The 26986-nt window shown below is 72.7% G+C and carries 27 protein-coding genes; 9 read left to right on the top strand and 18 right to left on the bottom strand.

Going from position 1 to position 26986, the window contains the following annotated elements:
* Positions 1 to 36: 36 nt before the first annotated feature.
* The 6 genes from G6R20_RS15645 to G6R20_RS15615 form a co-directional block, all read right to left on the bottom strand.
* The gene (locus tag G6R20_RS15645) at positions 37 to 882 is read right to left on the bottom strand and encodes a galactosyltransferase-related protein (RefSeq protein WP_163376921.1); all 846 of its coding nucleotides are present in this window, start codon (positions 880 to 882) and stop codon (positions 37 to 39) included.
* Positions 879 to 1985 carry a glycosyltransferase gene (locus tag G6R20_RS15640; protein ID WP_163376920.1) on the bottom strand — a complete coding sequence of 369 codons (1107 nt, stop codon included), beginning with the start codon at positions 1983 to 1985 and terminating at the stop codon, positions 879 to 881. Before G6R20_RS15640 ends, G6R20_RS15645 begins: the two co-directional genes overlap by 4 nt.
* Positions 1982 to 3232, bottom strand: coding sequence for a glycosyltransferase (locus tag G6R20_RS18875; RefSeq protein WP_240341511.1), 1251 nt, complete (start codon positions 3230 to 3232; stop codon positions 1982 to 1984). Before G6R20_RS18875 ends, G6R20_RS15640 begins: the two co-directional genes overlap by 4 nt.
* A gap of 104 nt (positions 3233 to 3336) precedes the next feature.
* A complete protein-coding gene (locus G6R20_RS15625; protein WP_163376919.1) occupies positions 3337 to 4749 on the bottom strand; it encodes a glycosyltransferase in 1413 nt (470 codons plus the stop codon).
* Positions 4746 to 5768, bottom strand: a complete 1023-nt coding sequence (locus G6R20_RS15620; protein WP_240341510.1) for a hypothetical protein — start codon at positions 5766 to 5768, stop codon at positions 4746 to 4748. The genes G6R20_RS15625 and G6R20_RS15620 overlap by 4 nt, the downstream gene beginning before the upstream one ends.
* Positions 5765 to 6649: a WcbI family polysaccharide biosynthesis putative acetyltransferase gene (locus G6R20_RS15615; protein WP_163376918.1), complete on the bottom strand. Its 885-nt coding sequence runs from the start codon at positions 6647 to 6649 to the stop codon at positions 5765 to 5767. The genes G6R20_RS15620 and G6R20_RS15615 overlap by 4 nt, the downstream gene beginning before the upstream one ends.
* 61 nt (positions 6650 to 6710) lie before the next feature.
* Between G6R20_RS15615 and G6R20_RS15610 the strand changes: the two genes are divergently transcribed.
* Positions 6711 to 7835 (top strand): glycosyltransferase, encoded by a 1125-nt coding sequence (locus G6R20_RS15610; protein ID WP_240341509.1) that lies wholly within the window; start codon positions 6711 to 6713, stop codon positions 7833 to 7835.
* Between the two features lie 27 nt (positions 7836 to 7862).
* Here the strand turns inward: G6R20_RS15610 and G6R20_RS15605 are convergent, their stop codons facing one another.
* A complete protein-coding gene (locus G6R20_RS15605) occupies positions 7863 to 8540 on the bottom strand; it encodes a DNA alkylation repair protein (protein ID WP_163376917.1) in 678 nt (225 codons plus the stop codon).
* A 97-nt stretch (positions 8541 to 8637) separates the two neighbouring features.
* On the opposite strand from G6R20_RS15605, the gene G6R20_RS15600 reads away from it, so the two are divergent.
* The 5 genes from G6R20_RS15600 (at position 8638) to G6R20_RS15580 (ending at position 13343) form a co-directional block, all read left to right on the top strand.
* Complete coding sequence (locus tag G6R20_RS15600) at positions 8638 to 9072, top strand: pyrimidine dimer DNA glycosylase/endonuclease V (protein ID WP_163376916.1); 435 nt, start codon at positions 8638 to 8640, stop codon at positions 9070 to 9072.
* 1 nt (position 9073) lies between these two features.
* Positions 9074 to 10297 carry an alpha/beta hydrolase gene (locus G6R20_RS15595; protein WP_163376915.1) on the top strand — a complete coding sequence of 408 codons (1224 nt, stop codon included), beginning with the start codon at positions 9074 to 9076 and terminating at the stop codon, positions 10295 to 10297.
* A 74-nt stretch (positions 10298 to 10371) separates the two neighbouring features.
* Positions 10372 to 10809, top strand: coding sequence for a nitroreductase family deazaflavin-dependent oxidoreductase (locus G6R20_RS15590; RefSeq protein WP_163376914.1), 438 nt, complete (start codon positions 10372 to 10374; stop codon positions 10807 to 10809).
* Positions 10810 to 10866: 57 nt separating this feature from the next.
* The gene (locus tag G6R20_RS15585; RefSeq protein WP_163376913.1) at positions 10867 to 11796 is read left to right on the top strand and encodes a patatin-like phospholipase family protein; all 930 of its coding nucleotides are present in this window, start codon (positions 10867 to 10869) and stop codon (positions 11794 to 11796) included.
* 11 nt (positions 11797 to 11807) lie between these two features.
* Positions 11808 to 13343: an NAD(P)/FAD-dependent oxidoreductase gene (locus G6R20_RS15580; RefSeq protein ID WP_163376936.1), complete on the top strand. Its 1536-nt coding sequence runs from the start codon at positions 11808 to 11810 to the stop codon at positions 13341 to 13343.
* Between the two features lie 45 nt (positions 13344 to 13388).
* Here G6R20_RS15580 and G6R20_RS15575 read toward each other — a convergent pair whose 3' ends face one another.
* Positions 13389 to 14645 carry a glutaminase gene (locus tag G6R20_RS15575; protein WP_069388600.1) on the bottom strand — a complete coding sequence of 419 codons (1257 nt, stop codon included), beginning with the start codon at positions 14643 to 14645 and terminating at the stop codon, positions 13389 to 13391.
* A gap of 118 nt (positions 14646 to 14763) precedes the next feature.
* On the bottom strand, positions 14764 to 15171 hold the full coding sequence (locus tag G6R20_RS15570) for a cupin domain-containing protein (RefSeq protein ID WP_067712996.1): 408 nt from the start codon (positions 15169 to 15171) through the stop codon (positions 14764 to 14766).
* A 2-nt stretch (positions 15172 to 15173) separates the two neighbouring features.
* Here G6R20_RS15570 and G6R20_RS15565 point away from each other — a divergent pair, with 2 nt between their 5' ends.
* Positions 15174 to 15482 carry a fasciclin domain-containing protein gene (locus G6R20_RS15565; RefSeq protein ID WP_163376912.1) on the top strand — a complete coding sequence of 103 codons (309 nt, stop codon included), beginning with the start codon at positions 15174 to 15176 and terminating at the stop codon, positions 15480 to 15482.
* 117 nt (positions 15483 to 15599) lie between these two features.
* Here the strand turns inward: G6R20_RS15565 and G6R20_RS15560 are convergent, their stop codons facing one another.
* From G6R20_RS15560 to G6R20_RS15550, 3 genes are all read right to left on the bottom strand, one after another.
* Positions 15600 to 17063: an FAD-dependent oxidoreductase gene (locus tag G6R20_RS15560; RefSeq protein ID WP_163376911.1), complete on the bottom strand. Its 1464-nt coding sequence runs from the start codon at positions 17061 to 17063 to the stop codon at positions 15600 to 15602.
* Positions 17064 to 17179: 116 nt separating this feature from the next.
* The gene (locus G6R20_RS15555) at positions 17180 to 18007 is read right to left on the bottom strand and encodes a mycofactocin-coupled SDR family oxidoreductase (protein ID WP_163376910.1); all 828 of its coding nucleotides are present in this window, start codon (positions 18005 to 18007) and stop codon (positions 17180 to 17182) included.
* 37 nt (positions 18008 to 18044) lie between these two features.
* Positions 18045 to 19613, bottom strand: coding sequence for a PLP-dependent aminotransferase family protein (locus tag G6R20_RS15550; RefSeq protein WP_163376909.1), 1569 nt, complete (start codon positions 19611 to 19613; stop codon positions 18045 to 18047).
* Between the two features lie 95 nt (positions 19614 to 19708).
* On the opposite strand from G6R20_RS15550, the gene G6R20_RS15545 reads away from it, so the two are divergent.
* The gene (locus G6R20_RS15545; RefSeq protein WP_163376908.1) at positions 19709 to 20938 is read left to right on the top strand and encodes an aminotransferase class I/II-fold pyridoxal phosphate-dependent enzyme; all 1230 of its coding nucleotides are present in this window, start codon (positions 19709 to 19711) and stop codon (positions 20936 to 20938) included.
* Between the two features lie 120 nt (positions 20939 to 21058).
* Here G6R20_RS15545 and G6R20_RS15540 read toward each other — a convergent pair whose 3' ends face one another.
* The 4 genes from G6R20_RS15540 to G6R20_RS15530 form a co-directional block, all read right to left on the bottom strand.
* Positions 21059 to 22243 (bottom strand): alpha/beta hydrolase family protein, encoded by a 1185-nt coding sequence (locus tag G6R20_RS15540; RefSeq protein ID WP_163376907.1) that lies wholly within the window; start codon positions 22241 to 22243, stop codon positions 21059 to 21061.
* 107 nt (positions 22244 to 22350) lie between these two features.
* A complete protein-coding gene (locus tag G6R20_RS15535) occupies positions 22351 to 23259 on the bottom strand; it encodes an alpha/beta hydrolase family protein (RefSeq protein ID WP_240341508.1) in 909 nt (302 codons plus the stop codon).
* Positions 23260 to 23277: 18 nt separating this feature from the next.
* Complete coding sequence (locus G6R20_RS18870; RefSeq protein WP_240341507.1) at positions 23278 to 23646, bottom strand: hypothetical protein; 369 nt, start codon at positions 23644 to 23646, stop codon at positions 23278 to 23280.
* Positions 23647 to 23729: 83 nt separating this feature from the next.
* Positions 23730 to 24224: a glutathione peroxidase gene (locus G6R20_RS15530; RefSeq protein ID WP_163376906.1), complete on the bottom strand. Its 495-nt coding sequence runs from the start codon at positions 24222 to 24224 to the stop codon at positions 23730 to 23732.
* 116 nt (positions 24225 to 24340) lie between these two features.
* Here G6R20_RS15530 and G6R20_RS15525 point away from each other — a divergent pair, with 116 nt between their 5' ends.
* A complete protein-coding gene (locus G6R20_RS15525; RefSeq protein ID WP_163376905.1) occupies positions 24341 to 24928 on the top strand; it encodes a dihydrofolate reductase family protein in 588 nt (195 codons plus the stop codon).
* 3 nt (positions 24929 to 24931) lie between these two features.
* On the opposite strand, the gene G6R20_RS15520 is transcribed toward G6R20_RS15525, so the two are convergent.
* Complete coding sequence (locus tag G6R20_RS15520; protein WP_194307301.1) at positions 24932 to 26335, bottom strand: MFS transporter; 1404 nt, start codon at positions 26333 to 26335, stop codon at positions 24932 to 24934.
* A gap of 147 nt (positions 26336 to 26482) precedes the next feature.
* The gene (locus G6R20_RS15515; protein ID WP_163376904.1) at positions 26483 to 26824 is read right to left on the bottom strand and encodes a transglycosylase family protein; all 342 of its coding nucleotides are present in this window, start codon (positions 26822 to 26824) and stop codon (positions 26483 to 26485) included.
* Positions 26825 to 26986 lie beyond the last annotated feature (162 nt).

The raw sequence follows: 26986 nt of genomic DNA, 5'->3' as shown, positions 1-26986 counted from the left end.
TCTCGGCGCGCGTGGTGCTGTGGGCAGGGGTGCGACTCAGCGGTCGACGGGGGCAGCGGCCTCCCAGCCGTCGCCGCTGCGGCGCACGAGCCCCATCTGCTCGAACTCCTCGAACCAGCCCGGGGCCGGCCAGTCACCCCAACGCTCGGCGTAGTGGGCGCCGTTGCGCAGCAGGTCGGCGAGGTGGTCGACCGGCGGATCGGCGACCGGGTGCCACCGGTGGTAGGCATGGGCGCCGGCCACGAGCAGCACCGGCACGCGGCGGTACAGCAGCCTGCGCCCGAAGTCGGTGTCCTCTGCGCCGTAACCGGTGAAGGCCTCGTCGAACCCGCCGAAGTCCGCGCGTAGGCGCGCCCACAGCGCCGGGCGCAGAGAGAACGACAGGGACCAGAACATCCCGAACTCGTCCGGCTCCAGCGCGCGGGTGCCCCGGGCCGGGAACGGGCGTGCCGGGTGCGGGTCGGTGAAGGCCGGCAACTCGGCGGGGTCGGGGGCGCCGGCGGACTCGGGCAGGTAGGTGACCGGGCCCAGGCCCACGGCACCGTCGGGCAGTTCGGAGTAGTACCACGCCAGGTCGGGGCCCGGCATGCAGTCGACATCGAGGAAGACGATCAGCTTCGCGCCCAGCTCGGCCGCTCTGTCTCCGCCGAGATTGCGGCTCCGGGCGACGGGCAGGTCGGGGCCGGCCTCCAGCTCCACGACCTCGACACCGTCAGCGGCGAGTTCCTCGGCCAGGTCGGCACTGCCCGGCCGCTCGGGCAGGACCACGACGTGCCGGGCGCCGGGCAGGTGCCGGGCCATCGCCCGACGTTGTGAGCGGAGGTGCTCGGCGCGACCGGGCGTGCAGACGGTCACCACCGCGATCGACGCGGCGGCGGTCACAGCCCGGCCTCCGCCGCGTGACGGGCCCCCTGGCCCGCCGCGTGACGGGCCCCGTGACCGGCCCCCTGGCCCTCCGGCTCGTGACCCGAGGCGACCGCGGTGAGCACGCCGGCCAGGCGTGCGGCCGCGCCGTCGACCTCCCACGCCTCCCGCAGGCCCGACCCGGCACCCGGGGTCGAGCGGGCGCGCCCGAGCGTGCGCCGGATCGAGTCGACCAGCTGCTCGACCGGGTCGTCGCGGCCCACGACCTCCGCCAGCCCCAGCGTCCGGAGGGTGTCGGCGGTGGCGTCCTGCTCGGCGAAGGGGCGCTCCTCGGGAGTCACGACGACGTGGGCGTCGGCTGCGGCGAGGTCGGCGATCGAGCTCTGCCCGGCGGCGGTGATCACCACGTCGGCCCGGCACAATTCCTCCCACGGGTCGGCCACCCAGCGTCCGCCCGGCCCGCCGAGCGAGATCCACTCGACGTCGCCGAGTAGCCCGGGAACGGCGTCCCAGCGGGCGTCGTGGCCGGCGCCACCGGAGCCCCGCAGATGCAGGATCCTCGGTCGGCCACCGCCCCGGGCGCCCGGGTCGGGAGCGCGGTCGGCGAAGCGCGAGACCCCGCCGACGGGCACCAGCGGGCGGTCCGCCCCTGCGGGGGCCGGCGCACCGGCGGCGCGCGGCCACCCGGCGACCAGGGCCGAACACACCCCGTGCGCGAGGACGTGCGGGGCGTCGTCGCGGCGGCCCGGCAGCACGGTGGTGACCACGGGCGTCCCGGTCAGCCGCGCGGCCAGGGTCACCTCGACGGAGATGTCGCTCCAGAACACGTCCGGCGCGGTCCGGTCGATCCACCCGGCGATCATCGCCATGCGCTGACGGAGCCCGGTCTGCCCCAGCGGCACCCAGTGCAGCCTGCCTCCGGCGGTCGGGTCCGCCACCGGCCCGGCCTCGTCGTAGTCCAGTGGGAGCGGGAGGACCCGGATCCGCCCGGGGACGGGATTGGCGTCGTCGCGGATGCGGGCGGAGGTGAGTATGGTGACCTCGTCGTCCAGGTCGGCGGCAACCGAGAGCGCCCGCTGCACGTGGCCGTTGCCCTGGTGGTGGGCGTAGATCCCGATCACGACGCGGCGCCCACCAGCAGCCCGCGCAGGCGGGCTTCGAGCAGGTCGATGCGGGCGTCGTGGGAGAACGCGGCGGCGGCCGCGCGGGCGGTCGCGGCGCGGTCCAGCGTCAACGCGGCGGGGATGCCGGCCGCGAGGGCGGACGCGGGGTCACGGCCCGGTTCGACGAGCACGACGCCGGGTTGGCCGCTGAGGATCTCTCGGATGCCTCCACGCGCCAGTGCCACGACCGGGGTACCGCAGGCCAGCGCCTCGACGGCGGTGAGCCCGAACGGCTCCTCCCAGCACGGGGTCACCAGTGCGACCGCGGCCGAGGCGACGAGCGGGACGAGCGCGTCCCGCCCGAGCGGACCGTGGTAGCGCACGCTGTCGCCGGCGTCGCGCAGCCGGGGCGCGAGCACCCTCTCCATGTACAGGTCGTCGCCGACCCGGCCGGCCAGGTCGAGCCGGAGCCCGGTGCGCCGGGCCGCCTCGACCGCCAGGTGCGGGCCCTTCTCCGGAACGATCCGGCCGGTCCACACGGCGCGGGGACGGTCGGTGGGCCGGGTGCCGACCCGGGAGGTGCGCCCGGCGACCGGTCGGGCCGCCGCGGTAACACCAGCAGCGGCGGTACCGGCAGCGGTGGTACCGGCAGCGGTGGCACCAGCAGCGGCGGGCCGGAAGGTGGAACGGGCCCCAGTCCGCCCGGCGGCCCCTGTCCGGGGGCGCCAGACCTGCAGGTCGACCCCGTTGGGCAGCACCTCGGCGCCGTGGGGCACCCGCCAGGACCCCAGGACGGAGCGACTCACGGCGAGCACCCTGCCGGTCGCCGACCCCAGTCGGTCGAACGCCTCCTGCATGGGCGCCAGCTGCGGGCAGTGCAGGGTCGTGATCATGGGCGTGGCCATCGCGGCCGCGCGGACGAGCGGGACGTGCGACAGGCTGTGGTTGAGCACCACGTCGAACCCGGACACCGCCACGTGGTCCATGAGGCGCTCGAACTCCGCGGCGTCGGCCTCGTACCCGCCGGGCGGGTAGTAGCTGTCCCCGCGTCCGGTGGCGGCTGCCAGGGTGGTGAACTCGTGGCGCCGGTCGTGACCCTCGCTGCCGGCGGCGGCGTAGAGCGTGACACGGTGTCCCCGTGCGCGCAGGGCCCGCACCTCCTTGGCCACCACGACCTCGAGCCCACCGGCGTACGGCTCCCGGATGGGGAACCGCGACGGGCCGATCACTGCGATGTCGAGTAGATCCTCGTTGCGGGCGTCCACGGGCCCCCTCTCGTCTCGTCGCCCCCGGCGGGTGCGGAGGATGTCGGAACCTCTGATAGTGGCCCCCCGGGGGGCCCTCCGCCACCGCTGGCCACCCCCGGCGCTCACCAGCCGCCGAGCACCCTCTCGAGCCGCACCCCCGCGCCGTCGTCGTCGATGCCGCGGACGCCGGCGTGCGACGCCGTGACCGCGGTCGGCTCGGGTGGCTGCTCGCCCCAGTGGAGTTCGCGTGCGAGCGCCCGCGAGCTGCGGACCTCCGCGAGGCTGTAGCCCTCGTCGTCGTCCAGGGTCACGCTCCCCACGGGTGGGCACAGCGCGCGCAGGCGCCGCGGGTCGAGCGCCCCCAGCGCGCAGGGACGGAGGATGTCGACGAGGACGGGGGGACGACGACGAGGGCCCGCGCCCGGCGTCCCGGGCCGCCACCACGGACCGCGCGTCCCGAGGGTCACCCGGGGGTCGTCGGCGAAGAGTCGGGCGATCACGGCGGCGTCGGATGTGGCGGGGTCGACGGTCACGGCCACGTCGCCCCAGGCGAGCAGGGAGAGGCAGGTCGCGGCGGTGGAGCCGGTCCCGGCGAACCCGGGGCTGCCGGCGTGGACGTGGACCGCGACTGACGGCAGGGCGAAGATCCCGGCGGCCGGCCGGGTGAGCGGCGAGGCGATGAGGCCGGCCAGGAGGGCGGACTCGGCGTTCTTCTGGGCGAGTTTGCGCGCGAGTCGGTCGGACTCGTCGCGGTGATCGTCCGCGTGACCGCCGTCGGTGTGGTCGGCGTCGGCGCGGCCGGCCCAGTCGGGGCCGTCGTGCCAGGCCACCGCGTCGGGCAGGTAGCGCAGGCGGCCGCCGGCCTGTTCACAGCGCCACGCCAGGTCCCAGTCCTCGCCGCCGTAGCCGACGATGTCCGGGTCGAACCCGCCGGCGAGGTCGTAGAGGCGGCGGTGCAGGCCGCACGCCGCGGACAACACCCCCCGCCACAGATCCTCGCCGCGGGTGAGGTCCGCCGTGTCCGCGTAGAACGCCGCAGGCCAGGCGGGGTCGGGGAGGATCTCGTCCGGCTCGACGGTCGGCTCGGCCCCGGTCCGGGTGACGGCGAACCGGCCGTACCGCCGGCGGCCCACCGCGAGCAGGTCCGGGTGACCGTCCAGCGCCGCGCACATCGTCTCCACGTAGTCGGGTCCCGGGACGGTGTCGCCGTCGAGGAACAGCAGGAGTTCGCCGTCGCCCGCGCAGGCGCCGAGGTGGCGCGCGGCCGAGGCGCGGAAGCCGCGATCGTCCTGGCGCACGACCGTGACCTCGGGCGGGACCACCGGCGCGGTGCGAGAGCCGTCGTCGGAGACGATGACGCGAACGGTCCGTCGGGGGTCGCTCTGGTGGCGCAGCGCCGTGAGGATCCGGTCGAGCATCGGCTGGTCCTCGTAGAACGGGATCACCACGTCGACGCTCTTGGGGACGTCACTGCTCGGGACGTCACTGCTCGGGACGTCACTGTTCGGTGCGTCAGTGCTCGCGGAGTCTGTCATGCGAGCCATCCCTCCCACGCCCGGCGGTATGCCCGGCCGAGGTCGGCCAGCCCCGACGGCGCCGCCTCGCGACGGGTGGGGGACGGGTCGTCGAGGAGTCGGCGCAGGTCGCCGGCGAGATCCGCCCCGTCGGTGATGAGCAGGGAGCCGGGATGCCGGCGCTCCATCTCGCGGGTGTAGTCCGAGTCGTAGACCAGGGGGCGTCGCCCGGCCGCGGCCCAGGTGTTGAGCGACCCCGACGCCGACACGTTCCGGAACAGGGCGACGGGCACGGTGACCTCGCCGAGGACGCGGGCGAGGTCGTCGTCGTCGATCCGACCAGTCACCTCCGCGCCGCCACCGGCGGCCCGGACGGTCTCCAGCGCGGCGTGGACGTAGTCGTCGTGCCCCTCGGCGGGCGTCCCCAACAGGCGTAGTGACACGGCCTCGTCGCCGGCGTCGGCGAGCGCGGCGACGGCGGCGGCCACCACGTCGACGGCCTTCCCCGGGTGCAGGAATCCGAACACGCCCACCGACCGGGCGTCGGGGGTCAGGTCGGCGGGCGGCGCCAGGTCGGGGACGGGCAGCGGGATCACCGCGTCGACGGCGATGTCGGCCGCCGCGCAGAGGTGGCGCTCGTGCTCGGAGCTCACCACGACGAGCCCCGCCGCCCCCGCGATGCGCTGGTAGGCCCGCGTGCGCCGCCGACACCGCTCGGCGCCCTCTGCAGGCTGGGGGACGTCATGCAGGGTGACCCCGATGCGGCGGCCGCGCGCCAGATCCTCCACGGTCGTCGCGGCGTCGTCGGCGGTGGCGCCGAGGAGTGAATCGGTGATGTGCAGGTGGACCGGCACTCCGGGTCGGGCGTCGAGTACCTCGCGTACCCCGGCGACGTCCGCGACCTCGAGCACCTCCGTCCCGGCCGCGCGGGCGCACTCCACCGCGAACCGGGTCACCCCGTGTTCGGGCGGCCCCAGGGCGAGTGTGATCGGTGCGATCGTCAGCGGCGCGCGCTGCTCGCCGGCATGCCCTCTGCTCACCTCAGCCCCAGCATCTCGATGCGGGCGGCGTGCCGACGCAGGCCCTCCTCCACCACTCCGGGCGTGGCCGCGTACCAGTCGAGGTGGGCGTCGACGATCTCGCTGCTGGGCACCGGGACGCCGTCGACCAACCACTCTCCCGAGCGGGCGCCCCCGGCGACATCACCGGTCTCCAGGCCGAGCGCCCGTGCGACGGTCGACTCCACCGGCGCGCGCGTGCCGCCGAGGGGCTCGCGGTCGCCGATGCGGGGCGGGTCGGTGAGCAGGCCCGCGGGCAGGCGCTCGATGATGCGGTCGAACACCGTGGCCAGCGTGTGCCGGTCGGGGTGGTTGATGGTGTGCCAGCACGGGACCCCCTCGAGGAGGTCCGAGGCGACCAGCGTCCCGTGGGCCTGCTCGCGCACGCGCAGCGCCTCCACCGACTCGGTGGCCGAGGCCCGCGCCTGCTCGGGGGTCGGAGCGGCATCGAGAACGCTCGGGTCACCGGTCGCGGCGGCGACGATCGCCCGCAGGTCGTGGTACGGCGCGATCGGCGGGACCAGGGAGCGGTCGTGGGGTGGGCGGACCAGCACCTGGTACGGATGCAGTCCGGCGTACCGCAGGACGGGGGTCAGCACGACCGTGGCCGAGGCCGGCAGGCGCGCGGCGAGCTGGCGGTGTCCGAGCGGCAGGTCGCGGTAGTCGTCGCGAACGGGTTGGACGATCAGCACGTCCGTGCGGGCGAGGTCCGCCTCCAGGCCGGGCAGGTCGTCGGCCGTCATCTCGTACACCGGCCGCACGTCCACCACCCGGACCTCCGCGGAGGTCCGGAGCAGGTCGCGGTAGACGTCCGCCTGGCAGTTGCCGATCACCATGACGGTCGGGAGGTCGGGGGTGCTCACCGGGCCGAGCGTATGCAGGGGCCCAGGTGGCGGCAACCGGCGGGCGTGGCACGGTGGCGGGGTGAACACTGGCTCCTCTCCGACCCCGCCGCCGGTCCGGGTGCGCTCCGTGCCGGCCGGGCACGACTACGTCCGCCACGCCATCTCGCCCGCGGCCGACGTCTCGGTGCTCGCGGACCCCGTGTTGGATCCGGCCGAGCCCGCCCGCTGGTGGCCGCACCCGGCGCTCGAGGGCGCCGACCGTCCCGAGGTCCTCGACGGGGCCGACGTCGTGCATGTGCACTTCGGTTACGAGCACCGCTCCCCCGGGCAGATCGCGGAGTTCGTGGCGGCGTTGCGGTCGCGGGGCCTGCCGCTGGTGGTCACCGTGCATGACCTGACCAACCCGCACGAGCCCGACCCCGCCGCCCATCTCGAGCGCACCGGCCACCTCGTGCGGGGCGCCACCGCGGTGATCACGCTGACCCGCGGCGCCGCCGCGGAGATCCGCGAACGGTGGGGCGCCCGCGCGCAGGTCCTCCCGCATCCCCGGCTCATGGCCGCGGAGGTCACCGAGCCGTACCGGCTCGCGCGGCTCGATCGCTCCGGAGGCAGGCGCATGGTCGGTGTGGTGCTGGGCTCGCTGCGCGCGGGAGTCGCCGGCGAGGAACTCCTGACCCCGCTGGTCACCGCGCTGTCCGAGGGTGCCCACCTGACGGTGATGGTTCGCGCGGACGCCCTGGCCGCCGCGCGCGATCCGGAGCATCCCCGCCACGCGGCCGCGACCGCACTCGACCGGCTCGACGCCCATCCGGACGTCGAGGTCCGTGCCCACGACCACCTGGCCGACGACGAACTGTGCGCGGCCCTGGCCGGATTCGACGCGCTCGTCCTGCCCCACCGCCACGGCACCCATTCCGGCTGGCTGGAGCTGTGCCGCGATCTGGGGCTGCCGCCGGTCATCCCGCTGATCGGGTACCTGGCCGAGCAGTGGGACCCCGGCGTGCTCGGATCGGGGTCGGCCGGATCGGGCACGGCCGTCTACGACCCGGGCCACCCCACCGCCGACGACCTGCGCCGGGCGCTGATGGCCGCCCTCGACGGCCCGCCGGTCCCGGCGCGCGCTCCCGCGTCCGAGGACGCCGCGGTCGCCGCCGCCCACGCCCGGATCTACCGACACGTGCTCTCCGCTGCGGCCGAGAGGTAGTGCAGCGGGGCGGACCCGGTCGGCGCGTCAGGCCTCCCGGCGGCGGACCATCTCGCCGATCCACTCCGGCGCGTACGGCGACGTGCAGTTCGGCGGCGTCGGGTAGTCACGCAGCACACCCAGGCGCTCGCCGATCTCCAGTGCGCGCGCCCGCAGATCCGGATGCTGGATCCCGATCTGGGCCAGGCACGTGTTCATCTCCCACTGCAGCCGTTCGTGGGCGCCGGCCATCTCGGCCTCGATCACGTCCAGCAGCGCGGGCAGGTCCAGCCCCTCGGGCTTCTTGACCACCCGGTCGGCGGTGAGCGCCCAGCCGGCGGAGGCGACCACCGGGTCGGCGTCGTCCAACCACGCCACGCGCAGGTCCTCGGCGTGCGGGCCCTTCATCACGACGTAGCCGACCAGCCAGTCGTGGACCTTCCGGGTGCGGGCCCCGCGCAGCATCGTGTCCAGCTCGGTGGCCGAGAACTCCTTGGGCCGGCAGACGAGCAACGCGAGCAGCCTCGCCGCCGAGTCGCCCGTGTCCCACAACTCCAGCGCCAGCGGATGGTTCTTCTTCACCCGCTTGGCGACCGCCCGGAGCGAGGTGAGGTTGACCGCGTGGTCGTCGCCGTGCCGCTCGTTGACCTCCAGGATCCGTGCGTCCTCGAGTTCCGCGAGTTCGGCCATCACCTCGTCGCGGGTCGGCGTTGTCGTCGTCGTCATCATCGTCTCCTCGTCCGTCCCTGGCGGCACCGTGCGCGCCTCGCGGTGCTTCCCGTCCGCACCGCGTCGGCGCCCCGCCCGCACCTATACTCGCCGGGTGCGCCTGTGGAGCATCGATCCCGTCCTGCTCGACCGCGCCGCGCTGGTCGCCGGGTGGCGCGAGGGGCTCCTGGCCCAGAAGGTACTCCGCGGGCTGACCAAGGGCTATCGCAGTCATCCGCAGCTCGAGCGCTTCCGCACGCTCCCCGACCCGGTCGCGGGGATCGCCACCTGGCTGCACGGGCTCGCCGACGCCGCCGACGCGCGCGGCTACCGCTTCGACCGCACGCGCGTCGTCCTGTCGCCCGGGGTCGAGCGCCTGCCGCTCACCGACGGGCAGCTCGCGCTGGAGTGGGCGCACCTGCGGGCCAAGGTGGCCGAGCGCGACCCCGCGTGGTTGGACCGCCTCGTCGCACCGCGCCCGCACCCGATGTTCGACATGGTCCCGGGGCCGGTAGCCGCCTGGGAACGCGCACCCCTACCGGAGGCCTGACATGCCGAGACCGTCCGCCCGCGTGCCCTTGCCCGTGCTCGTCGCCCCCGCCGCGGTCTCCACGGCGCTGGCGTTGTGGCCGATCCGCCGACCGTTCGTCGCCGCGACCGCCGGGTGGGTGTGGAGCCTGCCCGCGCAGGAACTCCCGCTGCACGTCGGAGCGCTGGTCGGGGCCGCGACCGCGCCCGCGCTGGCCGGCCGGTCCGGCCGGGGCGCGCGTCCCCCCGATCGCGTGGGGGTCGGCATCGCCGCGCTGACCTGGGCGGGTCTGGGTGTCGTGGTGTCGCGGCACGTCGCCGCGGCCGCCGTCCTCGACCGCGCGCTGGGCGAGGGTCTGGGCGAGGGGCTGGGCGACGGGGAGACGACGACGAGCCCGTCGGCCCTCCACCGCACGCCGTGGCCGAGGGTCCTGTTCCGCCCGTGGCCGCTGCCGCCGCGCGGGGTGCGGGCCCGCCGGGGCATGGTCTACGGACCGGACCCGAAGGCCAATCGCTTCGATCTCTACACCCGTACCGGATCGTCTGGGGCCGGTGGTGGCAGCGGCAGTGGCGGCAACAGCGACAGTGGCGCCGGCGACGTCCGCGGTGTGCTCGTCCACATCCACGGTGGGCACTTCCGGGCGGGCGGCCCGAGCCGGGAGTCGCGGGAGATGCTGTTCGACCACGCCGCGCGCGGGTGGGCGGCGATCAGCACCACCTACCACCTCTCGCCGACCCCGGAATCGGGATTCCCGCAGCACCTGGTCGACGTCAAGCGGCTCCTGCGGTGGATCCGCACCGAGGGCCCGGCGCACGGGATCAGGGCCGACGCGCCGATCGTGGTGGCGGGCAGCTCGGCCGGGGCACACCTCGCGATGATGACCGCCCTGACCGGGGACGATCCCCGATTCCAGCCGGGATTCGAGGACGCCGACACCACGGTCGCCGGCGCGATCGGGTTGTACGGCTACTACGGTCGGCTGGGCCTCGAGACCCGGGACGTCTCCGACCCCGTGCGCCACGCGGCCTCCGGCGCCCCGCCGGTGGCGATCATCCACGGCACCCACGACACCTACACGCCGGTGAAGGGGTCACGCCGACTCGTACGGCACCTGCGCGCCGGGTCGCCGAACCCCGTCGTCTACGCCGAGCTCCCCGGCGCCCAACACGGGTTCGACGCGGTGCGTTCGCCGCGCTACCTGGCGGTCGTCGACGCGGTCTCGAGATTCACCGACCGACTCGCCTGATGTCGGCAGCAAGCACGCCTTGGCGGGCGTAGTGTCGCCCTCAGCCGACGGAACCCCATCACCGAGGAGCCCCGATGCCACTGTCCGGCGAGTACGAACCCAGCCCGAGCGAGTGGGTGCGGACGCAGGTCGAGACGTACGAGCAGACCGACGGCGAGGAGGGCGGTGACCTCGCGGGCATCCCCGTGGTGATCGTGACCACCGTCGGCCGGAAGTCCGGCAAGCTGCGCAAGACCCCGCTGATGCGCGTCGAGCACGAGGGGTCGTACGCGGCCGTCGCCTCGCAGGGCGGCGCTCCCACCCACCCGGTCTGGTACTGGAACATGAAGGCCGATCCCCACGTGGAGGTCCGCGACAGGGACCGGGTCGGCGACTACACGGCCCGCGAGCTCAGCGGCGCCGAGCGCGACCGGTGGTGGGACCGGTCCGTCGCCGTCTACCCTGATTATCGCGACTACCAGCAGAACACCGACCGGATCATCCCTGTGTTCGTATTGGAGCCGCGCGATTAGGATCAGCGCGGGGCTCTCCGGGGCGGCGCCCCCCGCGGGACACGGGGAGGGCGCCGGATGAGCCGAATCGCTCTCGTCCTCGGATGCGGGGGCACGATCGGCGGGGCCTGGATGATCGCCGCCCTCCACGCGCTCACCGAGCAGACGGGATTCGACCCCCGGGAGGCGGACGTCCTCCTGGGGACCTCGGCGGGCGCCGAGCTGGTGACCATGCTCGCCGGCGGCATCGGGGTCGACGAACTGGTCGATATGCAGCGCGGGCAGGCCTGCGACATGCGGCTCCGCGAACACATCGCCTCGACCCCGCCCGGGCGGCCGCCGCTACCCCGGCTCCCGCTGCTCAACCCTGGTCTGCTCCGCACACGGTCCGGGCTGGGCGCCCTCACCGGTATCGCCCCCACCGGTCGCGGCGACGCCGGCTGGTTGCAGCGGCTGGCCGAGGGCTTCGAGGTCGGCGCATGGCTCCCCCACACCGGTGCCCGGATCGTCGCCTACGACGTCCTCGCCGGGGAGCGCGTCCTGTTCGGCGCCCCGGGTTCGCCGATGGCTACCGTCGGCGAGGCGTTGCGGGCCTCCTGGGCGACCCCCGGGTGGATGCCACCGGTGCCCGTCGGTGACCGGATCTTCGTCGACGGCGGCATGGGCTCCACCGCGTCCGTGGACCTGGTCGGGCCGGAGGAGGCCGACCTCGTGTTCGTCCTCGCCCCGATGGCCTCGGCGCCCGGCGTCCGCGTCCCTGGCCGGGGCGGCGGGATCGAGTACCGGCTGATCCGCCGCGCGATGTCCACCCAGCTGCACGACGAGGTCGCGAGCGTCCGCGCCCGGGGTACGACCGTCGTCCCGATCCTGCCCACCGCCGTCGACCTCGCCGGCCTGGGCGCCCACTTCATGAGTGCCTCCCGACGGGAGGCGGCGTTCGAGTCGTCCATGGTGACCGCGCCGGACACCGTCCGCGACGCGCTGGCGGACAACGCGGTCGACGTGTGAGTCCGGGTCGAATGCGCGAGCGGCGCGAACCGCGCGTGGTGATCGTCGGGGCCGGGGTCGCCGGCATCACCGCCCTGCACGTCTTCCGCGAGCGCGGCTTCGCCGACGTCACCGTGCTGGAGAAGGGCTCCGACGTCGGCGGGGTCTGGTACTGGAACCGCTACCCGGGCCTGACATGCGACGTGCCGTCCCAGCTCTACCAGTTCCGGTTCGCGCCGAAGCCCGACTGGTCGCGCGTGTGGGCCGACGGCGCCGAGATCCAGCGCTACCACCGCCGGGTCGTCGACGACCTCGGCCTGGCCGGGCACATCCGGACCGACACCGAGGTAGCCGCCGCCCGCTGGGACGAGGGCACCGCGACGTGGGAGTTGACCCTCGCCGCCCGGGACGGGGGCGACGGTGGCAGTGGTGGCGCGGACGACGACGACGGACACGGCCACGACGACGACGACGACGACGACGAGACCATCACCGCGGACGTCGTCGTGTTCGCGACCGGGGTCCTGCACCACCCGGCGATCCCCGACATCCCCGGACTGGCGGAGTTCCGTGGCGGGGTCGTCCACACCGCACGCTGGCCCGACGGGTTCGACACGACCGGTCGCCGCGTCGCTGTCCTCGGCACCGGCTCGACCGGCGTCCAGGTGGTGTCCGCCCTCGTCGGTGAAGCGGGATCGGTCACGCACTACGCCCGCACGCCCCAGTGGATCCTGTGGGCCCCGATGCGGATGCGCCAGCTCGTCGTCGTCGGCTCGGTACTGCGACGGTTCCCCACCGCCCACCGCGCGCTGTACGCCGCGCTGCAGTGGGGATCCGGCGTCCTCGCCGACATCACCACCAGACCGTCGTGGCGGCGGCGCGCGGTCCAGGCCTACGCGCGGCTCTCCCTCCGGGCGCAGGTCCGGGACCCCGACCTCCGCGCCCGGCTCACGCCCGACGACGAGCCGCTGTGCAAGCGGCAGGTGGTCTCGGGGACGTACTACCGCGCCATCCAGCGCAGCGACGCCGAACTCGTCACCGACGCGATCGCGCAGGTCACCCCGGACGGGATCCGCACCGCGGACGGCACCGAGCGTCCCGCCGACGTGATCGCGCTGGCGACCGGCTTCCGCGCACACGACTACATGCGCCCCATGGAGGTCGTCGGACGCGACGGCCGCACCCTCGAGCGCGAGTGGGCCGACGGCCTGCGCGCCTACCGGATGACCGCCATCCCGGGCTTCCCCAACGCGTTCACCGTGCTGGGCCCCAACTCCCCCACCGGCTCGATCTCACTGCAGCACACCGCCGAACTCACCGCCCGGTACATCGCCCACTGGCTCGAACTCCTCCGCGACGGCGCGATCCGGTCGGTGGAGGTGACCGAGGAGGCGACCGCCGAGTTCAACGACGACGTCGCCGGGGCGATGGGGCCGACGGTCTGGAACACCGGCTGCCACTCCTGGTACTTCCACGACGGCGGCACGATCGACCTGTTCCCCTTCGACCGGGCGCGACTGGCCGAGCTCATGGGGGAACCGGACCACTCGCACTTCCGGGTGGGCTGAGTGCCCGGTGCCGCTGGGTGCGCCGGGCTGGCGCGCCCGGGCTAGCTAGCGGGCCGCCCGCCGGTTGACCGGCCGGGTCCCGTCGCCCAGGTCCGGTCGGGGGAGGCGCCGGCCCGGGTCGGCCAGACCGACGACGTGGCCGTCCGCCGACAACCGCGTCATCGCCTCGAGCAGCATCCGGCGCGCGCTGGCGTTGACCGAGGACACGCGGCTGAGGTCCAGGGTCACCTCGCTCGGCCCCTCGGGGATCTCGGCGAGGCGTCGCAGGACCTGTTCGGCGCTGGCGAACGTCATGGGGCCCTGCAGCCGGAAGGTGCGGCGCCCGGAGATCTCGTCGAACCGCACCGAGCGGACGGCCTCCACGTCCGTGACGGTGGTGTTCATCAGGTGCAACTCGAGGTCGTGGGACAGCCGCTCGAAGGTGCGCACACCCTCCACGCTGTGGCCGTGCTCGTCGAGTCGTGGGGAGAACACCCCGAGCCCGACCTGCCCGGGCAGGGCACCGAAGATCCCGCCCGACACCCCGCTCTTGGCGGGGATCCCCACGGTGGACATCCAGTCCCCGGCGGCGTCGTACATGCCGCAGGTGGCCATCACGGCGAGCACCTGCCGGGCGACCGGCGCCGACACCACGCGTTCCTTGGTGACCGGGTTGATGCCGCCCGTCGCCAGCGTCACCGCCATCACCGCCAGGTCGCGCACGGTCACCCGGTAGGCGCACTGCCGGGTGTAGCCGCGCACCACCTCATCCGGGTCGTTCGCGATGATCCCGCCCGCGCGCACAAGGTTGGCCATGGCCCGGTTGCGGAACGCCGTGCGCAGCTCGGAGTCGAGCACGGCGTCGTCCACTCCGAGCTCGCGGCCCGCGAAGGCGGACAACCCCTGCCGCACCGCCTCGTCGCGGTCGTCCTGGGTCGCGTCGGGCTCGCTCACCAGCGTGTGCGTGGTGATGGCCCCGATGTTGATCATCGGGTTGCGCGGCCGGCCCGTCTCGCGGTCCAGTGAGATCTGGTTGAACGCGTCCCCGGACGGCTCCACCTCGACCTTCTCCAGGACCGCCTCGATTCCCCGGTCCCGCAGCGCGAGCGCGTAGACGAACGGCTTGCTCATCGACTGGATGGTGAACTCGGCGTCCGCGTCGCCGGCGGTGTAGACGATGCCGTCCATCGTGCAGGCGGCCACCGCGAACCGATCGGGGTCCACGGCCGCGAGTTCGGGGATGTAGTCGGCGAGCCGGCCGGCGTCACCGTTCGAGCAGGCGTCGCGGATCTCGAGCAGATAGTCAGGTACCGGCGTCTTCACGCCACCAGCGTGTCATGCCGGAGGGCCCGGGGCGGCGTGTGCACCGCCCCGGCCCCTCCGGCACCGCGAACCGGTCGCGGTCACGATCGTCGTCAGCGCTCGTGGTCAGTAGCCGTGGTCAGTGGTCGTGATGGTCGTCCGCCTTGGTCGGGTGGACGGTCCCGTGCTCGTGCTCCGGCGGACCGTACAGCGAGTACACCTTGAGGTCGTCCTCACCGATGTTGGTGACGTTGTGCCAGCTCCCGGCGGGCACGAGGATGACCCAGTCGTCGGAGACCTCGCGCACGAAGTCGAGCTGATCCTTCGCGGGGCCCATCTCGACCCGACCCTTCCCGGCCTCGACGCGCAGGAACTGGTCGTGGTCGTCGTGGACCTCGAGACCGATGTCGTCCCCGGGCTTGATGCTCATGACGGTGAGCTGCATGTGCGATCCCGTCCACAGCGTGGTGCGGTAGTTGTCGTTGGCGAGGGTGGCGTCCTCGATGTCGACGACGAACGGGTTCGGACCCTGATCGGTGGGGCTCATCGATGCTCCTGCTTCTTCGTAGACGGGTGTACGCGGTGGCCGGCGGCCAGCGTTCCGTCTCGAGTTTCGACGACTCCCGGGACGCTCGCAAGCAAGGGCATCCTCCCGAGGCGCGGCCCGGGCGACATGTCCCCATCCCGTCACGGGGCCACAACGATCAGGCCACGAGGGTTCACGTACCCCCTGCGCAGGGCGAGAACGTCGCCCTCGTCGATGGGAACGGCACCCGCATCAACGTCGTCCAGACCGACGTGGACGCCACCAACGGCGTCATCCACGTCCTCGACGGAGTCCTGATGCCGCCCGCCTGACCCGCCGGTGACACTCGCTGCGCCCCGACCCGGTCCTTCCCCGACCGGCCGGGGCGTGGCTCGTGTCAGGCGGGCGTGCAGGCTGGACGTGTCAGCTGCGCGCGCCAGCCGGTCGGGTCAGCGGGGCGTGTCGTACCTCTTGAGGTCACTGGTGGCCGGGCCCTCGATGAGCTCGCCACACGCCGAGAAGCGGGACCCGTGCCAGGGGCAGTCCCACGACCGCTCAACGTCGTTCCACGTCAGCGCGGCTCCCATGTGGGGGCACAGCAGGCCGACGCGGCAGGTCTCGCCGTCGTCGCCCGTCGCCTCCCCGATCGGTCGGATACTCGGCCGTGGCTTGCGCACGATCGCCTGCGCCGCGGTCGCCGCGAGCTGGACGGGCACGTCCGCGAACAGTGGGACGGCGTTCTTCGCGATGCCCGTGATGCTGGGCTTGCCGAACGACACCCGCGGGTCCACGCCCTCGAGCCGATCGACCATGATCCCGGCCGCCGCCGGCGCGCCCGTGAGGCCCCACTTGCTGTAGCCGCCCGCGAAGTGCACGCGCCCCTTACCCCATGGCAGGGGCCCGGACTTGGGCAGCATCGTCACCGGGTGGAAGTCCTGCGCGGACCAGCCGTGGGTCATCGTCGCGCCGGGGAAGTACTTCTCCGCGTACTCCCGCAGCGAGTCGATCTTGGACGCGGTGCCCGTGGCGGTGCCGGTGCGGTGCCCGTTGCCGCCGACGAACAGCACCTCACCGCCGGGTGAGGGCACCGTCCGCAGCGAGCGGACCGGGCTCTCGACCGAGCCGTACATCCCCTCCGGCAGGCCACCGGGGTACTCGAACGCGCAGAGGTAGGACCGTTCGGGTTCCATCGTCGCGACGGTCGGGCCGCGGTCCAGGGCCGGGGACGCGGTCGCCAGCACGACGTCGCGGGCGGTCATCGTTCCCGGATGGGCGGTGACCTCGACGAACGCGTCGTCCCCGGTCCCCTGCGCTGTGAGTGCGGTGACACGGGCGTGCTCCACGATCCGCACGCCGAGGGCCGTGGCCGTGCGGGCCAGCGCCGCGAGCGCCTCCACCGGGTCGATCTGCATCTGATCCGGCAGCTCCACGGCGGACCGGGCCGGGAACGGCACGTCCACCCGGTCGTACCAGCGGGCGGGCAGACCCAGGTCGACGAGGGTCTTCATCTCCTTGCGCAGGGTCGACGTGCCCATCCGTCCCTTGGAGAACGTCACCGCACGCCGACGCTGGGAGTCGACGCCGTGGGTCTCGCAGAACTCGGCCCACCAGTCGAGTCCGTACCGGTTGGCGTCGGCGTACGCGCGCGCCGTCTCCAACCCGTGCTTGGAGCGGATGCTCGACAGTCGGGTGCCCTGCAGGACCGAGACCTTGGCCGTGGTCGCGCCGCTGGCCCCCGCGCCCACCGTGTGCGCCTCCAGGACCACGACCGCCTTGCCGCGCGCGGCGGCCATCAGCGCCGTGATCAGGCCGGTGAACCCGGCCCCCGCGATCACCAGGTCGACGTGCTCGCCGTCCGGGAACTCGGCCGCCGGGGAATCGATCGTCGTGCGTCGCCAGAATGAAGTGCCCATCGTGCGCCTCCTGGAGGGTGCTCGCCGCGGATGTCGCTGGCGCTCACTGTAAGACCGGTCACGTCCCCCCGCATCCGCTCCTCCGGCCGCCGGTCTCCCCACCGGCGGACGGCCGGCTACTTCGCGGTGAACCCCGCGTCGACGGGCATCGTCACCCCGGTGACGTGGCGGCCGGACTCCTCCACCAGGTAGAGAACGGCCCGCGAGATGTCGATGGGCTCGAGCATCGGCACGGGCAGGGCGTTGCCCATCGTGTGGCCCTCGGGGTTGTTCGCGAACCACCTGGCCATCTCGTCGTGCGCCACCATCGCCGTCAGGACGCCGGCCGGGTGGATCGTGTTGATGCGGATGTTGTGCGGCGCGAGCCAGATTATGAAGCTGCGCATGAGCCCCACCACCCCGTGCTTGCTGGCGGTGTACCCCGTGGCCGCGCCTGACCCGTCGCCTCCCCGCCCGGACAAGCCGTTGGTCGACGAGATGAGGACGATCGACCCGCCCTCGCCGCGCTCGATCATCAGCGGGGCGATCGCGTGGACCGTGTTCCACACCCCCACGAGGTTCACCATGATGGTGTCCAGGAACGCCTGCTGGGCGTCCGGCTCCTCGCCGCGCTGGGAGTTGATCCCCGCGTTGGCCACCACGATGTCCGGGACGCCGAAGCGCTCCCGGCAGGCGTCGACCGCCGCCGCGACGTCCGCCGGCTCGCGCACGTCGCCCGTCACCGCGACGATCTCCCCGCCGACCGCCTCGACCTCGGCGACCGTCTGCTGCAGGTCGTCGGCGGTTGCCAGCCCGTAGGGGACGGTATCGATGTCCTTGCAGATGTCGAGCGCGAGGATCCGCGCCCCCCGCCGGGCGAGTTCCACGGCGTGACTGCGCCCCTGCCCCCTCGCCGCGCCGGTGATGAAGGCGACCTTGCCCGCCAGTGACTGTTCCTGACCCATGTGTGAACCGCTTTCCGATGCGATGAGTTGACTACCGTCAGGATTCAAGCACCGTCGGGGTCCGAGTGGTCGGCGTTCCTCCCGATCCGAGCCGCTCCAGCACCCGTCGGAGCTCCACCGCGAAGTCGGCCGCGTCGCGCGAGGAGAGCCGCGCGTAGCTCAGCACCAGGCCGGACACCGCGTGCTGCGCGGACTGCCCGCTGAGCGACCGCGTGCGCCACCCGGCCCGCTCGAGCTCGCGCACCACCTCGTCGTCGTCATATCCGGGTAGCACCACGCACAGGTGCAGGCCCGCCTCCACGCCCGTGACCTCGAGGTCCGGGCGTTCCCGGCGCAGCGCCGCCACCAGCCGGGAACGGCGGTCGCTGTACACGCGGGCCGCCCGCGCCAGGTGCCGGTCCATCGCGCCCGAGGTAATGAACGCGGCCAGCGCCTCGGCGGGGAGCGTCGACGGGCCCCGCCGGTGGACCGCGAGCCAGCGCTCGACCTCGCGGCGCATCGCCGTCGGCGGCAGGCACCACGCCACGCGCAGGTCCGGGGCCACGGATTTGGAGGAGGTGCCCACGTAGGCGACGTGGTCGGTGGCCGCGGGGAGGCTGACCAGCGCGGGCAGGGGGGCGACGCCGTAGCGGAACTCGCCGTCGTAGTCGTCCTCGATCACCAGCGACCCCGTCCGCCCCGCCCACTCCACAAGCGCGACCCGACGGTCCACGCTCATGCGGTGGCCGAGCGGAAACTGGTGCGCGGGCGTGGTGAAGACGATTGCCGGCTCCGACCCCAGCCGCGCCGCGTCGAGGCCGCCGGGCTCCGCCGGATGAAACCGCACCTCCAGGCCCTGCTCGCGGGCCATGAGCACCGCACCGCGGTACCCGGGGTCCTCGGTGTGGAACCGCACGGTCCCGCCCCCGGCCCGCCCCTGCTGCCCGGCGACGAACGCCGCGCACAGGGCCGCGATCGCCGACCGCGAGCTGTCGAACAGCAGCGGGTCGCCCGCGGCGATCCCCCGATGACGGCGGAGGTGATCGGCCACCGCGACGCGCAACGCCGGGCTCGGTTCCTCCCACGGGTTCAGGCCCGCCAGACCCTGCGCCGCGGCGGCGCGCACCGCCGAGCGCCAGGCACGATCGTCGATGAGGGAGGCGTCGGGGATCCCGGGACGGAGATCGCGCGGCGACCGGCCGCGGCGCGGTGCGGGTGGGACCGGCGCCGGGGGCGCGGGCGCGGGCGCGGGTGACGCAGTGGTCGCCGCCGAAACCTCCGGTGACGAGGTGCGGGCGCCCTGCCGCATGAGTGGCGACGACGACGAGGTTCGGCTGACTCCGCGCGTCCGCGCCCCGGCCCGTGCAGCCTGACCGGCTCCGGCGGCGACCCGGGTCCCCGACCCCTGGGTGGAGACGACGAAGCCGGCCGCCGACAGTTCGTCGAAGGCGCGGACCACGGTCCCGCGGGAGAGTCCGGTCTGCTCGGCGAGCGCGCGCGTGGAGGGCAGCCGGTCGCCGTCGGCCACGGATCCGCCGGCGACCAGGTCGATGATCGCGTCCGCCAGCTCCGCAGCCCCCGACACCCGCCCCACCACCAGGGATCCGGGGCGTGCGGTACGGGCCATGGGGTGAGCGTAGGCCACGACACCGCGAAGTGGTCTCACGCATCTGCGCGAAATGGACCTCCCGGGGGCGCCACTTTCGGGGTGGGATGGGTCCCATGACGACCTACCGCCAGTCCCGACGACTCCGCGACGTGCGCTACGACGTGCGTGGCCCGATCCTCACCGAGGCGATGCGCCTCGAGGCCGAGGGACACGACATCCTGCGACTCAACCTGGGCAACATGCACCCCTTCGGGCTCACCGCCCGGCCGGAGCTCGTCGACGCGGTGGCGGCCGGACTCGCCGCCGGGCAGGCCTACTCCGACTCCCGCGGCATCCCCACCGCCCGCGAGGCCGTGGCGGACTACTACCGCCGACACGGGATCGGTGGCGTCTCGACCGAGAACGTCTTCCTCGGCAACGGCGTGAGCGAACTCATCACGCTGGTCCTGCAGGCCATGGTCGACCCCGGCGACGAGATCCTGGTCCCGGCCCCGGACTACCCCACCTGGACCGGCGCCGTGAACCTCACCGGAGGCGTGCCCGTGCACTACCTCGCCGACGAGACCGACGGCTGGAACCCGTCGCTGGAGGACATCGAATCCAGGGTCACCCCACGCACCACCGCCCTGGTGATGATCAACCCCAACAACCCCACGGGCGCGGTGTACAGCGAGGACACCGTCCGGGGGATGGCCGACATCGCGCGCCGCCACGGGCTCGTCCTGCTGTCCGACGAGATCTACGAGAAGGTCCTCTTCGGCGACGCCCGCCACCACCACGCCGCGTGGGCGGCCGGCGACGACGTACTGTGCCTGACCTTCGGCGGGCTGTCCAAGGCGTACAGGGTGTGCGGCTACCGGGCCGGCTGGGTGGTCGCGACCGGCCCGATCGCCGACGCCACCGACCTACTGGAGGGACTGACCCTGTTGTCCAACATGCGGGTCTGCCCCGGCGTCCCCGCGCAGCACGCGATCCCCGTCGCCCTGGCCGAGGACTCACCGTGGGGCCACGACGTGGTGGACCCGGACGGCCGACTCGAGCGGCAGCTGGCCCGGACCGCCGAGCGCCTCAACGCCATCCCCGGCGTGAGCTGCGTGGCGCCGCGGGGCGCGCTGTACTGCTTCCCGCGCCTCGACCTCGAGATGTTCGGCATCTCCAGCGACGAGCAGTTCGCCCTGGACCTCCTTCGCTCCGAGCACGTGCTGGTCACCCACGGCACCGGCTTCAACTGGCCCGAACCCGACCACTTCCGCATCGTGTGCCTGCCGGAGGCGCCGGTGCTCGACCGCGCGCTCGACGCGATCGCCCGGCACCTCGACCGCCTTCGGCTGGCCGCGGCCTGACCAGCCGCCACATCGACTCCGTCGACTCCATCGAAAAGACAGTTCCGCACACGTCGCGCGAGAGGCGGGTGTGCCGAACTGTCTTCTCGACGGGCGTGCGCGGGGGATTCCCGCCGTCGCTCAGTTCTGCAGCGCAGGCTTGATGTGGTTCCAACCGGGCGTGATGTAGTCGACGAACGTCTGCCACCCGTGGAGGCCCTCGTCGCCGTAGTCCACGCGATGCGCGATGCCGTGGCGGTCGAGTTCGCGGGAGAAGCTCCTGGCCCCCTCGATGACCCCCTTTTCCAGCACCAGGCCCTGCAGCATGTCGAAGTAGTCGTCGCCGTAGTTCCGGAGATCCCCTTCGGACACCGCCGTGCCCCCGGTCGCGAAGTACACCGCGGTGCCCTCGAGACCCTCCGGGTGGGAGATCGTGTCGTGGTACTTCCACAGATCGCTTCCGCGCGGGCCCCACATGTTGGCGGAATCGCCGCCGCGCCCATCCACCGAGCCACGGACCGACTGGTAGCCCAGCTCGTCGGTGGTCGAGTAGTAGCCGGAGAGCGCCATGACGCCGTCGTACAGCTCCGGGTAGGTGGCCGCCAGGTGCATTGCGGCCTGCGCACCCATCGACGCGCCGGCGATTCCGTTCTTGCCGTTGTGCTTCGTGCCCCGGGTCGCCAGTTCCGCCTCGACGAGGCCGGGCAGCTCCTCGGTGAGGAACGTCTCCCACTTGTTGTAGCCGAAGACCTCGTCCTCGCTCTGCCAGTCGGACCAGTACGAGGAGGGGCCTCCCGTGGGTGTCACCAGGTGGACGTTCTCCTCGGCCATGCGCGCGGGCATGTTTCCGGCACGCTTCCAGCCCGAGTTTCCTTCGACCGAGTCGACCCCGTCGAGGAGATACAACACGGGCGCCGACCCCTTGTCCGTCACGCGGGACGGGAGCACCTCGAGCACGATCTCGCGCTGCATGGCGGCGGAGGTGACGAGCCAGTGCTCGTACTCTCCGTGCTGGGTGATGGCGCGGAGCTCGACCAAGTCGATCGAGTCGTCGCGCGGTCGCGGCGGGTTGGGAAGCTCCACGTATGACCCGGTGCCGCCGAGCGGGATGTTGGTGGAACCGGCCGACCCGAGCGACCCGAGTGTCGAGCCCAGCGGAAGGGAACCGGCCGCAGGCCCGATCAGCTCCACCTCCTCGAGTCCCAGGGACGAGGTGTCGATATCGCCGCCGATCTGGGCAGAGGCGGGCGCGGCGAATCCCAGGGACAGGATGGCCGCGAGGACGGTGGCGGTGACGGTTGCGCGGCGACGGACGCGGGTGTTCATCGGGGTCCCCTCATTGTGAGTGTGGCCGAGGTGGGTGCGGCCGAGCGATACAGAAGCGGTCCCGCGCCCCGGTGTGGGAGCGCAGGACCGCTTCTCGAGAAGGTCGATCAGGAACCGGTGGACCCGGAGGAGCCCAGGGATCCGGAGGTCCCCAGGGAACCGGCTGAGCCGGATGCACCCGGGGTGCCCGTTCCGGGCTCGACGTCTCCGCCGTACAAGGCGGGCTTGATGTAGTCCCATCCGGACTCGAAGTTCTTGAGGAAGTTCGGCCAGTTGTGCAGGCCGGTGTCGGCGAAGTCCACCTTGTGCTCGATCCCGGCACGATCGAGTGCCTTCTCGAAGGCCTTCGAGTTCTCGTACACGCCCATCTCCAGCACCAACCCGATTATCAGGTCCTGGTAGTTGGCACCGTACTGCTTGACGTCATCGGGACCGATCTCGGCGTTTCCGGCCGAGAAGTACACAGCCTTGCCGCGCAGACCCTCCGGGTGAGAGATGGTGTCGTTCTCCGCCCACCGCGCGCTACGGTGCGGGCCCCACATGTTCTCGACGTCTCCACCGCGAGTCTCAACGGAGAGCCGCACGGTCTGGTACCCCAGGGCGTCCATGGTCGAGTAGAAGCCACTGAACGACATCACGGCGTCGTAGACATCGGGGTGTGTAGCCGCAAGATGCATGGCCGCCTGAGCGCCCATGGAGATGCCGCCGACGGCTGCCTTGTCATTCGTGTTGAGCCGCTCATCGACGATCGCCGGCAGTTCCTCGGTGAGGAACGTCTCCCACTTGTTGTTGCCCAAGACCGGGTCGATCTCCTCCCAGTCGGTGTAGTACGAGGCGTAGGCACCCGCCGGGTTCACCACGTGAACGTTCTCGTCCTTCATCCGATCAGCGATGTACGCCTGATGAGCCCAGCCGGTGCTTCTGATCGGTGCCCCGACTCCGTCGAGCATGTACAGGACCGGGGCGTCACCCGTGCCGCGTGACGGGACGACCTCGACGGTGATCTCACGCTGCATGGCCTTCGAGGCGATGGTTCAGTATTCGTACGCCTGATCGTTTCCGGCCTCGTCGGCGCGGTAACGCTCGATGCCGCGGAACTCCGTCTCGGTGATCGAGGTGTCGACCGGCGTCGGCTCGCCGACAGGAGCCGAGGAGCCCTCGCCGAGCGGGACGTCGGCGGAACCGACCGACCCGAGGAGTCCGGCGGCCGAGCCGATCGGCACGGAGCCGACAGCGTCGATGATCGCCTCGAAGTCCTCCTGGCCGAGCGCCGACGGATCGATGAGCGTCGAGGGGTCGATGCTGGCGGTCTGGGCGAAAGCGGGGGTGGCCGACCCGAGGGTCAGGGCGACGGCGAGTGCGCCGGCGGTCGCAGCCGCGGCGCGGCGGAGTCCGAAGGACATGAAGCCCCATATGTTGTGAGTAGTGACTTATATGGAGCTTAATCGGTTCTCAGCTGAGATCGTTACTCGCGCGGCCTCGGTCACTACCCCCGCAGTGCCGCCTCGACCGCCTCGCGCAGGTCCTCGGGCTTCCGGTTGGGTCCGAACCTGTCGATCACGTGGCCGTCGCGGCCCACGAGGAACTTGGTGAAGTTCCACTTGATCCGGCCGCCGAGTACCCCGGACTTCTCGGACTTGAGCCACTCGTAGAGCGGGTGAGCATCCGAGCCGTTGACCTCGACCTTGGAGAACAGCGGGAACTCCACGCCGAAGTTGCGCTCGCAGAACGCCCCGATCTCCTCGTCGGTGCCCGGCTCCTGGTGCGCGAACTGGTCACACGGGAACCCGAGCACCACGAAGCCCTCGTCGCGGAACTCCTCGTACAGCTTCTGCAGCCCCTTGTACTGGGGTGTGAACCCACACTTGCTCGCGGTGTTGACCACCAGGACGACCTGCCCGGCGTAGTCGGACAAGTCCTTCCCGCTCCCGTCGAGCAGGCTCGCCCGGAAATCCGCGAGAGTGGTCTGGTCGTGGCGCATGGGCACTCCTCGTCGTCGCCCCGGCCCCGGTCGGCCGGCCCTCGACGCCATTGTGACCGTTTTCAGGCCCCGCGTGCGGGCGTACTCTGGCAGACCCGCGCGTGAGGAGCCCGCCCGTGAGCCGATTGATCTACACCGCCTTCGTCTCGCTCGACGGCGTCGTCGAGGCCCCCGGCGGCGAGCCCGGGTACCGCAACACCGGCTGGACGTTCGCGGTCGACTTCGACGAGGACGTCTACTCGATCAAGGCCCGCGAACAGGACGAGGCCGGCGCGATGATGCTCGGCCGCGTCAGTTACCAGGCGTTCTCCGCCGTGTGGCCGCAGAGGGACGACGAGTTCCCCCGCTACAACGCCATGCCCAAGTACGTGGTGTCCACGACGTTGGCCGAGAGTGACCTTGTCGAGGGATGGGGGACGACGACGATCCTGCGCACGCTCGACGAGGTGGCCGCGGTGAAGGAGGCCGAACCGGCGCCGATCCTCGTGCACGGGTCGGCGACGCTGGCCCGGAACCTCTCCGACGCCGGGCTCATCGACCGCTATCACCTGCTGGTGTTCCCGTTCGTCCTCGGCGCCGGCAAGCGCATGTGGAGCGAGACCGACAAGCCCCGGCAGAAGCTGGAGTTGGTCGAGAGCGAGGCGTACCCCAACGGTGTGCAGAAGCTGATCTACGACGTCGGCGGATTCGACCCGGGCGTCTGAGATCTAGCGGGCCGCGCCGCGGGAGACCTCGGGCATCGTCACCGCCGACACCGCGCCGATCACCCCGAGCACCGCGAGGAAGATCAGCGACCACTGCACGCCCAGCACCGCGAGCGCCGAGCTGATCCCGCCCACCACCAGCAGGATGATCCCCATGGCCGTGTTGCCCACTGCCACGTAGGTGGTCCGGAGATCGCCCTCGGCCACGTCCACCACGTAGGTCTTGCGGCCGACGCGGACGCCGGAGTGCAGCAGCGTGAGCAGGAAGTAGGCCCCGACGAACACCGTGGCCCCGAGTGCCGACCCGCCGTCGAAGCCCGGGATCGAGACCGCGAGCACCAACGCGACCGCCACCGCCGACGCGGCCGTGGCTGCGCCCGCCATGAGCAGTCGGCTCGATCGGTCGGCCAGCCGCCCGAAGACTCGCCCCCCGATGAGAGACGCCACGCCCGAGGCGAGGATGAACCCACCCAACCCGGCCAGCGCCCCGGTGCCCGAGGCGACCGACATCGACACGATGAACGGCGGGCTGAGCGAGGACACCAGCAGCAGGCCGCGGACGGTCACGAACTTGCGGAACGTGGCGTCGTCCCGGAACAGTCGCGCCGCGTCCGCGAACCACGTCGACGACTCCTCCGACGCACCGCCAGTGGCCGCGCCGTGGCCCTTCGTCGCGCCGTGATCCTCCGTCGCGCCGTGGTCCTTCGCTCCCCGGCGGGCGCGCCCGTCGCCGGCCGGCTCGACCACGCGGGAGTACGTCGACGCCGAGAGCAACCACAGCACCGCGCCCGCCACCAGCAGGAACGCCAGTTCGGTGCTGTCGAGGTCGCCGCCGCCTAGGATCCGGATGGCCAGGCCGAGCGTGATCGCGACCAACCCCGCCGCCGACGTGGCCAACCCGATGATCTGGCCGCGCTCCCCCGACGGGATGGTGCGGCCCTGCACGTCCTTCGACGCGATCGAACACAGGCAGCGGCCCAGCGAGAACACCACGAGCGCGACCAGGATGCCGACGCCCGCTGCCGTCCCGTGCCCGAGGGCGGCGATCGCGGCCATTGCCGCCACCGATGCCGCCTGCACCAGCGCGCCCGTGACGAACACCCACTTGCGGCGGCGCACCCGCACCACCAGCGGCGTGAGGAAGGCCTGCGGCAGCATCGACCCGGACTCCCGGATCGGCACCAGCAGACCGACCAGCGCCGCCGGCACCCCGAGCACGTGGAACAGCCACGGCAGCACGGTCGATGCGTTGACCGTCTGGTCACCCGAGGACTGCAGCGTGTTGGCGGCCACGAGCCTCAGCCCGTTGCGCGGAAGCTCGCGGCGGACGACGTCGGGGAGGTCGCGCTCGGCGTCGGCATCGCGGGTGACGAGGCGAGAATAGAAGCGTTCGGCGGTGGTCACCATTCAAGAGAATAGCGGCCCGCCCGCCGGGGCATCCGGGCCCCTTCGCGGCCTCGCACAGACGGCGACCGGCGCCGGGGGATCACCCCGACGCCGGTCGCGTGCTCTCTGTGCGTGTCCGCCCGGATCAGGCAAGCGGACGCGCGCAGATCAGGCGAGCGGGCCGCCGCAGTTCGGCCACGCGCCCGGGCCCTGGCCCGCGAGCACGCGTTCGCCGATCTGGATCTGCTGCTCGCGCGTGGCCTGGTCGGCCGTCGCGGCGAACTCGCCGCCGCCGTAGCCGCTCCACGTCTGGGCCGCGAACTGCAGGCCGCCGTAGTAGCCGTTGCCGGTGTTGATGTGCCAGTCGCCACCGGACTCACACTGCGCGACCTGGTCCCACGTGCTCGGCGGGGCCGCGTTCGCCGCCGGAGCGGCCAGTGACGCGCCCCCGGCGACGATACCGCCGGCCATGATCGCGCCGGTCAGGGTTCGTACGAGCTTCTTCTGCATCCCTCGTGACCTCCTGTGGGTCTCGCATCGTGAGTCGATCTCTTGTCGTGCGTCGATCTACTGTCGTGGCGGCCGACACTACGAACCGACCGGCGGGCCCCCGCAACCCCCTCCGCGGGTCCGGGGCCGGGGCCGAGCAGCACACGGGGGCACGGCGGGGAC

Origin of the sequence: Dietzia sp. Alg238-R159, from assembly GCF_900537145.1 — a bacterium.
Classification (GTDB): Bacteria; Actinomycetota; Actinomycetes; order Mycobacteriales; family Mycobacteriaceae; genus Dietzia; species Dietzia kunjamensis.
The sequence above is the reverse complement of the archived record's forward strand: the minus strand, read 5'-3'. Positions and strand labels throughout refer to the sequence as shown.

What these genes read in the sequence shown, in the direction of transcription:
- G6R20_RS15585 (WP_163376913.1), top strand. Translation starts at nt 10,867, where the DNA reads ATGAGCCGAATCGCTCTCGTCCTCGGATGCGGGGGCACGATCGGCGGG.
- G6R20_RS15555 (WP_163376910.1), bottom strand. Translation starts at nt 18,007, where the DNA reads ATGGGTCAGGAACAGTCACTGGCGGGCAAGGTCGCCTTCATCACCGGC.
- G6R20_RS18870 (WP_240341507.1), bottom strand. Translation starts at nt 23,646, where the DNA reads ATGTCCTTCGGACTCCGCCGCGCCGCGGCTGCGACCGCCGGCGCACTC.
- G6R20_RS15515 (WP_163376904.1), bottom strand. Translation starts at nt 26,824, where the DNA reads ATGCAGAAGAAGCTCGTACGAACCCTGACCGGCGCGATCATGGCCGGC.
- G6R20_RS15570 (WP_067712996.1), bottom strand. Translation starts at nt 15,171, where the DNA reads ATGAGCCCCACCGATCAGGGTCCGAACCCGTTCGTCGTCGACATCGAG.
- G6R20_RS15595 (WP_163376915.1), top strand. Translation starts at nt 9,074, where the DNA reads ATGCCGAGACCGTCCGCCCGCGTGCCCTTGCCCGTGCTCGTCGCCCCC.
- G6R20_RS15565 (WP_163376912.1), top strand. Translation starts at nt 15,174, where the DNA reads ATGCTCCTGCTTCTTCGTAGACGGGTGTACGCGGTGGCCGGCGGCCAG.
- G6R20_RS15625 (WP_163376919.1), bottom strand. Translation starts at nt 4,749, where the DNA reads ATGACAGACTCCGCGAGCACTGACGCACCGAACAGTGACGTCCCGAGC.
- G6R20_RS15520 (WP_194307301.1), bottom strand. Translation starts at nt 26,335, where the DNA reads ATGGTGACCACCGCCGAACGCTTCTATTCTCGCCTCGTCACCCGCGAT.
- G6R20_RS15535 (WP_240341508.1), bottom strand. Translation starts at nt 23,259, where the DNA reads ATGCAGCGTGAGATCACCGTCGAGGTCGTCCCGTCACGCGGCACGGGT.
- G6R20_RS15550 (WP_163376909.1), bottom strand. Translation starts at nt 19,613, where the DNA reads ATGGCCCGTACCGCACGCCCCGGATCCCTGGTGGTGGGGCGGGTGTCG.
- G6R20_RS15605 (WP_163376917.1), bottom strand. Translation starts at nt 8,540, where the DNA reads ATGACGACGACGACAACGCCGACCCGCGACGAGGTGATGGCCGAACTC.
- G6R20_RS15590 (WP_163376914.1), top strand. Translation starts at nt 10,372, where the DNA reads ATGCCACTGTCCGGCGAGTACGAACCCAGCCCGAGCGAGTGGGTGCGG.
- G6R20_RS15545 (WP_163376908.1), top strand. Translation starts at nt 19,709, where the DNA reads ATGACGACCTACCGCCAGTCCCGACGACTCCGCGACGTGCGCTACGAC.
- G6R20_RS15560 (WP_163376911.1), bottom strand. Translation starts at nt 17,063, where the DNA reads ATGGGCACTTCATTCTGGCGACGCACGACGATCGATTCCCCGGCGGCC.
- G6R20_RS15580 (WP_163376936.1), top strand. Translation starts at nt 11,808, where the DNA reads ATGCGCGAGCGGCGCGAACCGCGCGTGGTGATCGTCGGGGCCGGGGTC.
- G6R20_RS15540 (WP_163376907.1), bottom strand. Translation starts at nt 22,243, where the DNA reads ATGAACACCCGCGTCCGTCGCCGCGCAACCGTCACCGCCACCGTCCTC.
- G6R20_RS15530 (WP_163376906.1), bottom strand. Translation starts at nt 24,224, where the DNA reads ATGCGCCACGACCAGACCACTCTCGCGGATTTCCGGGCGAGCCTGCTC.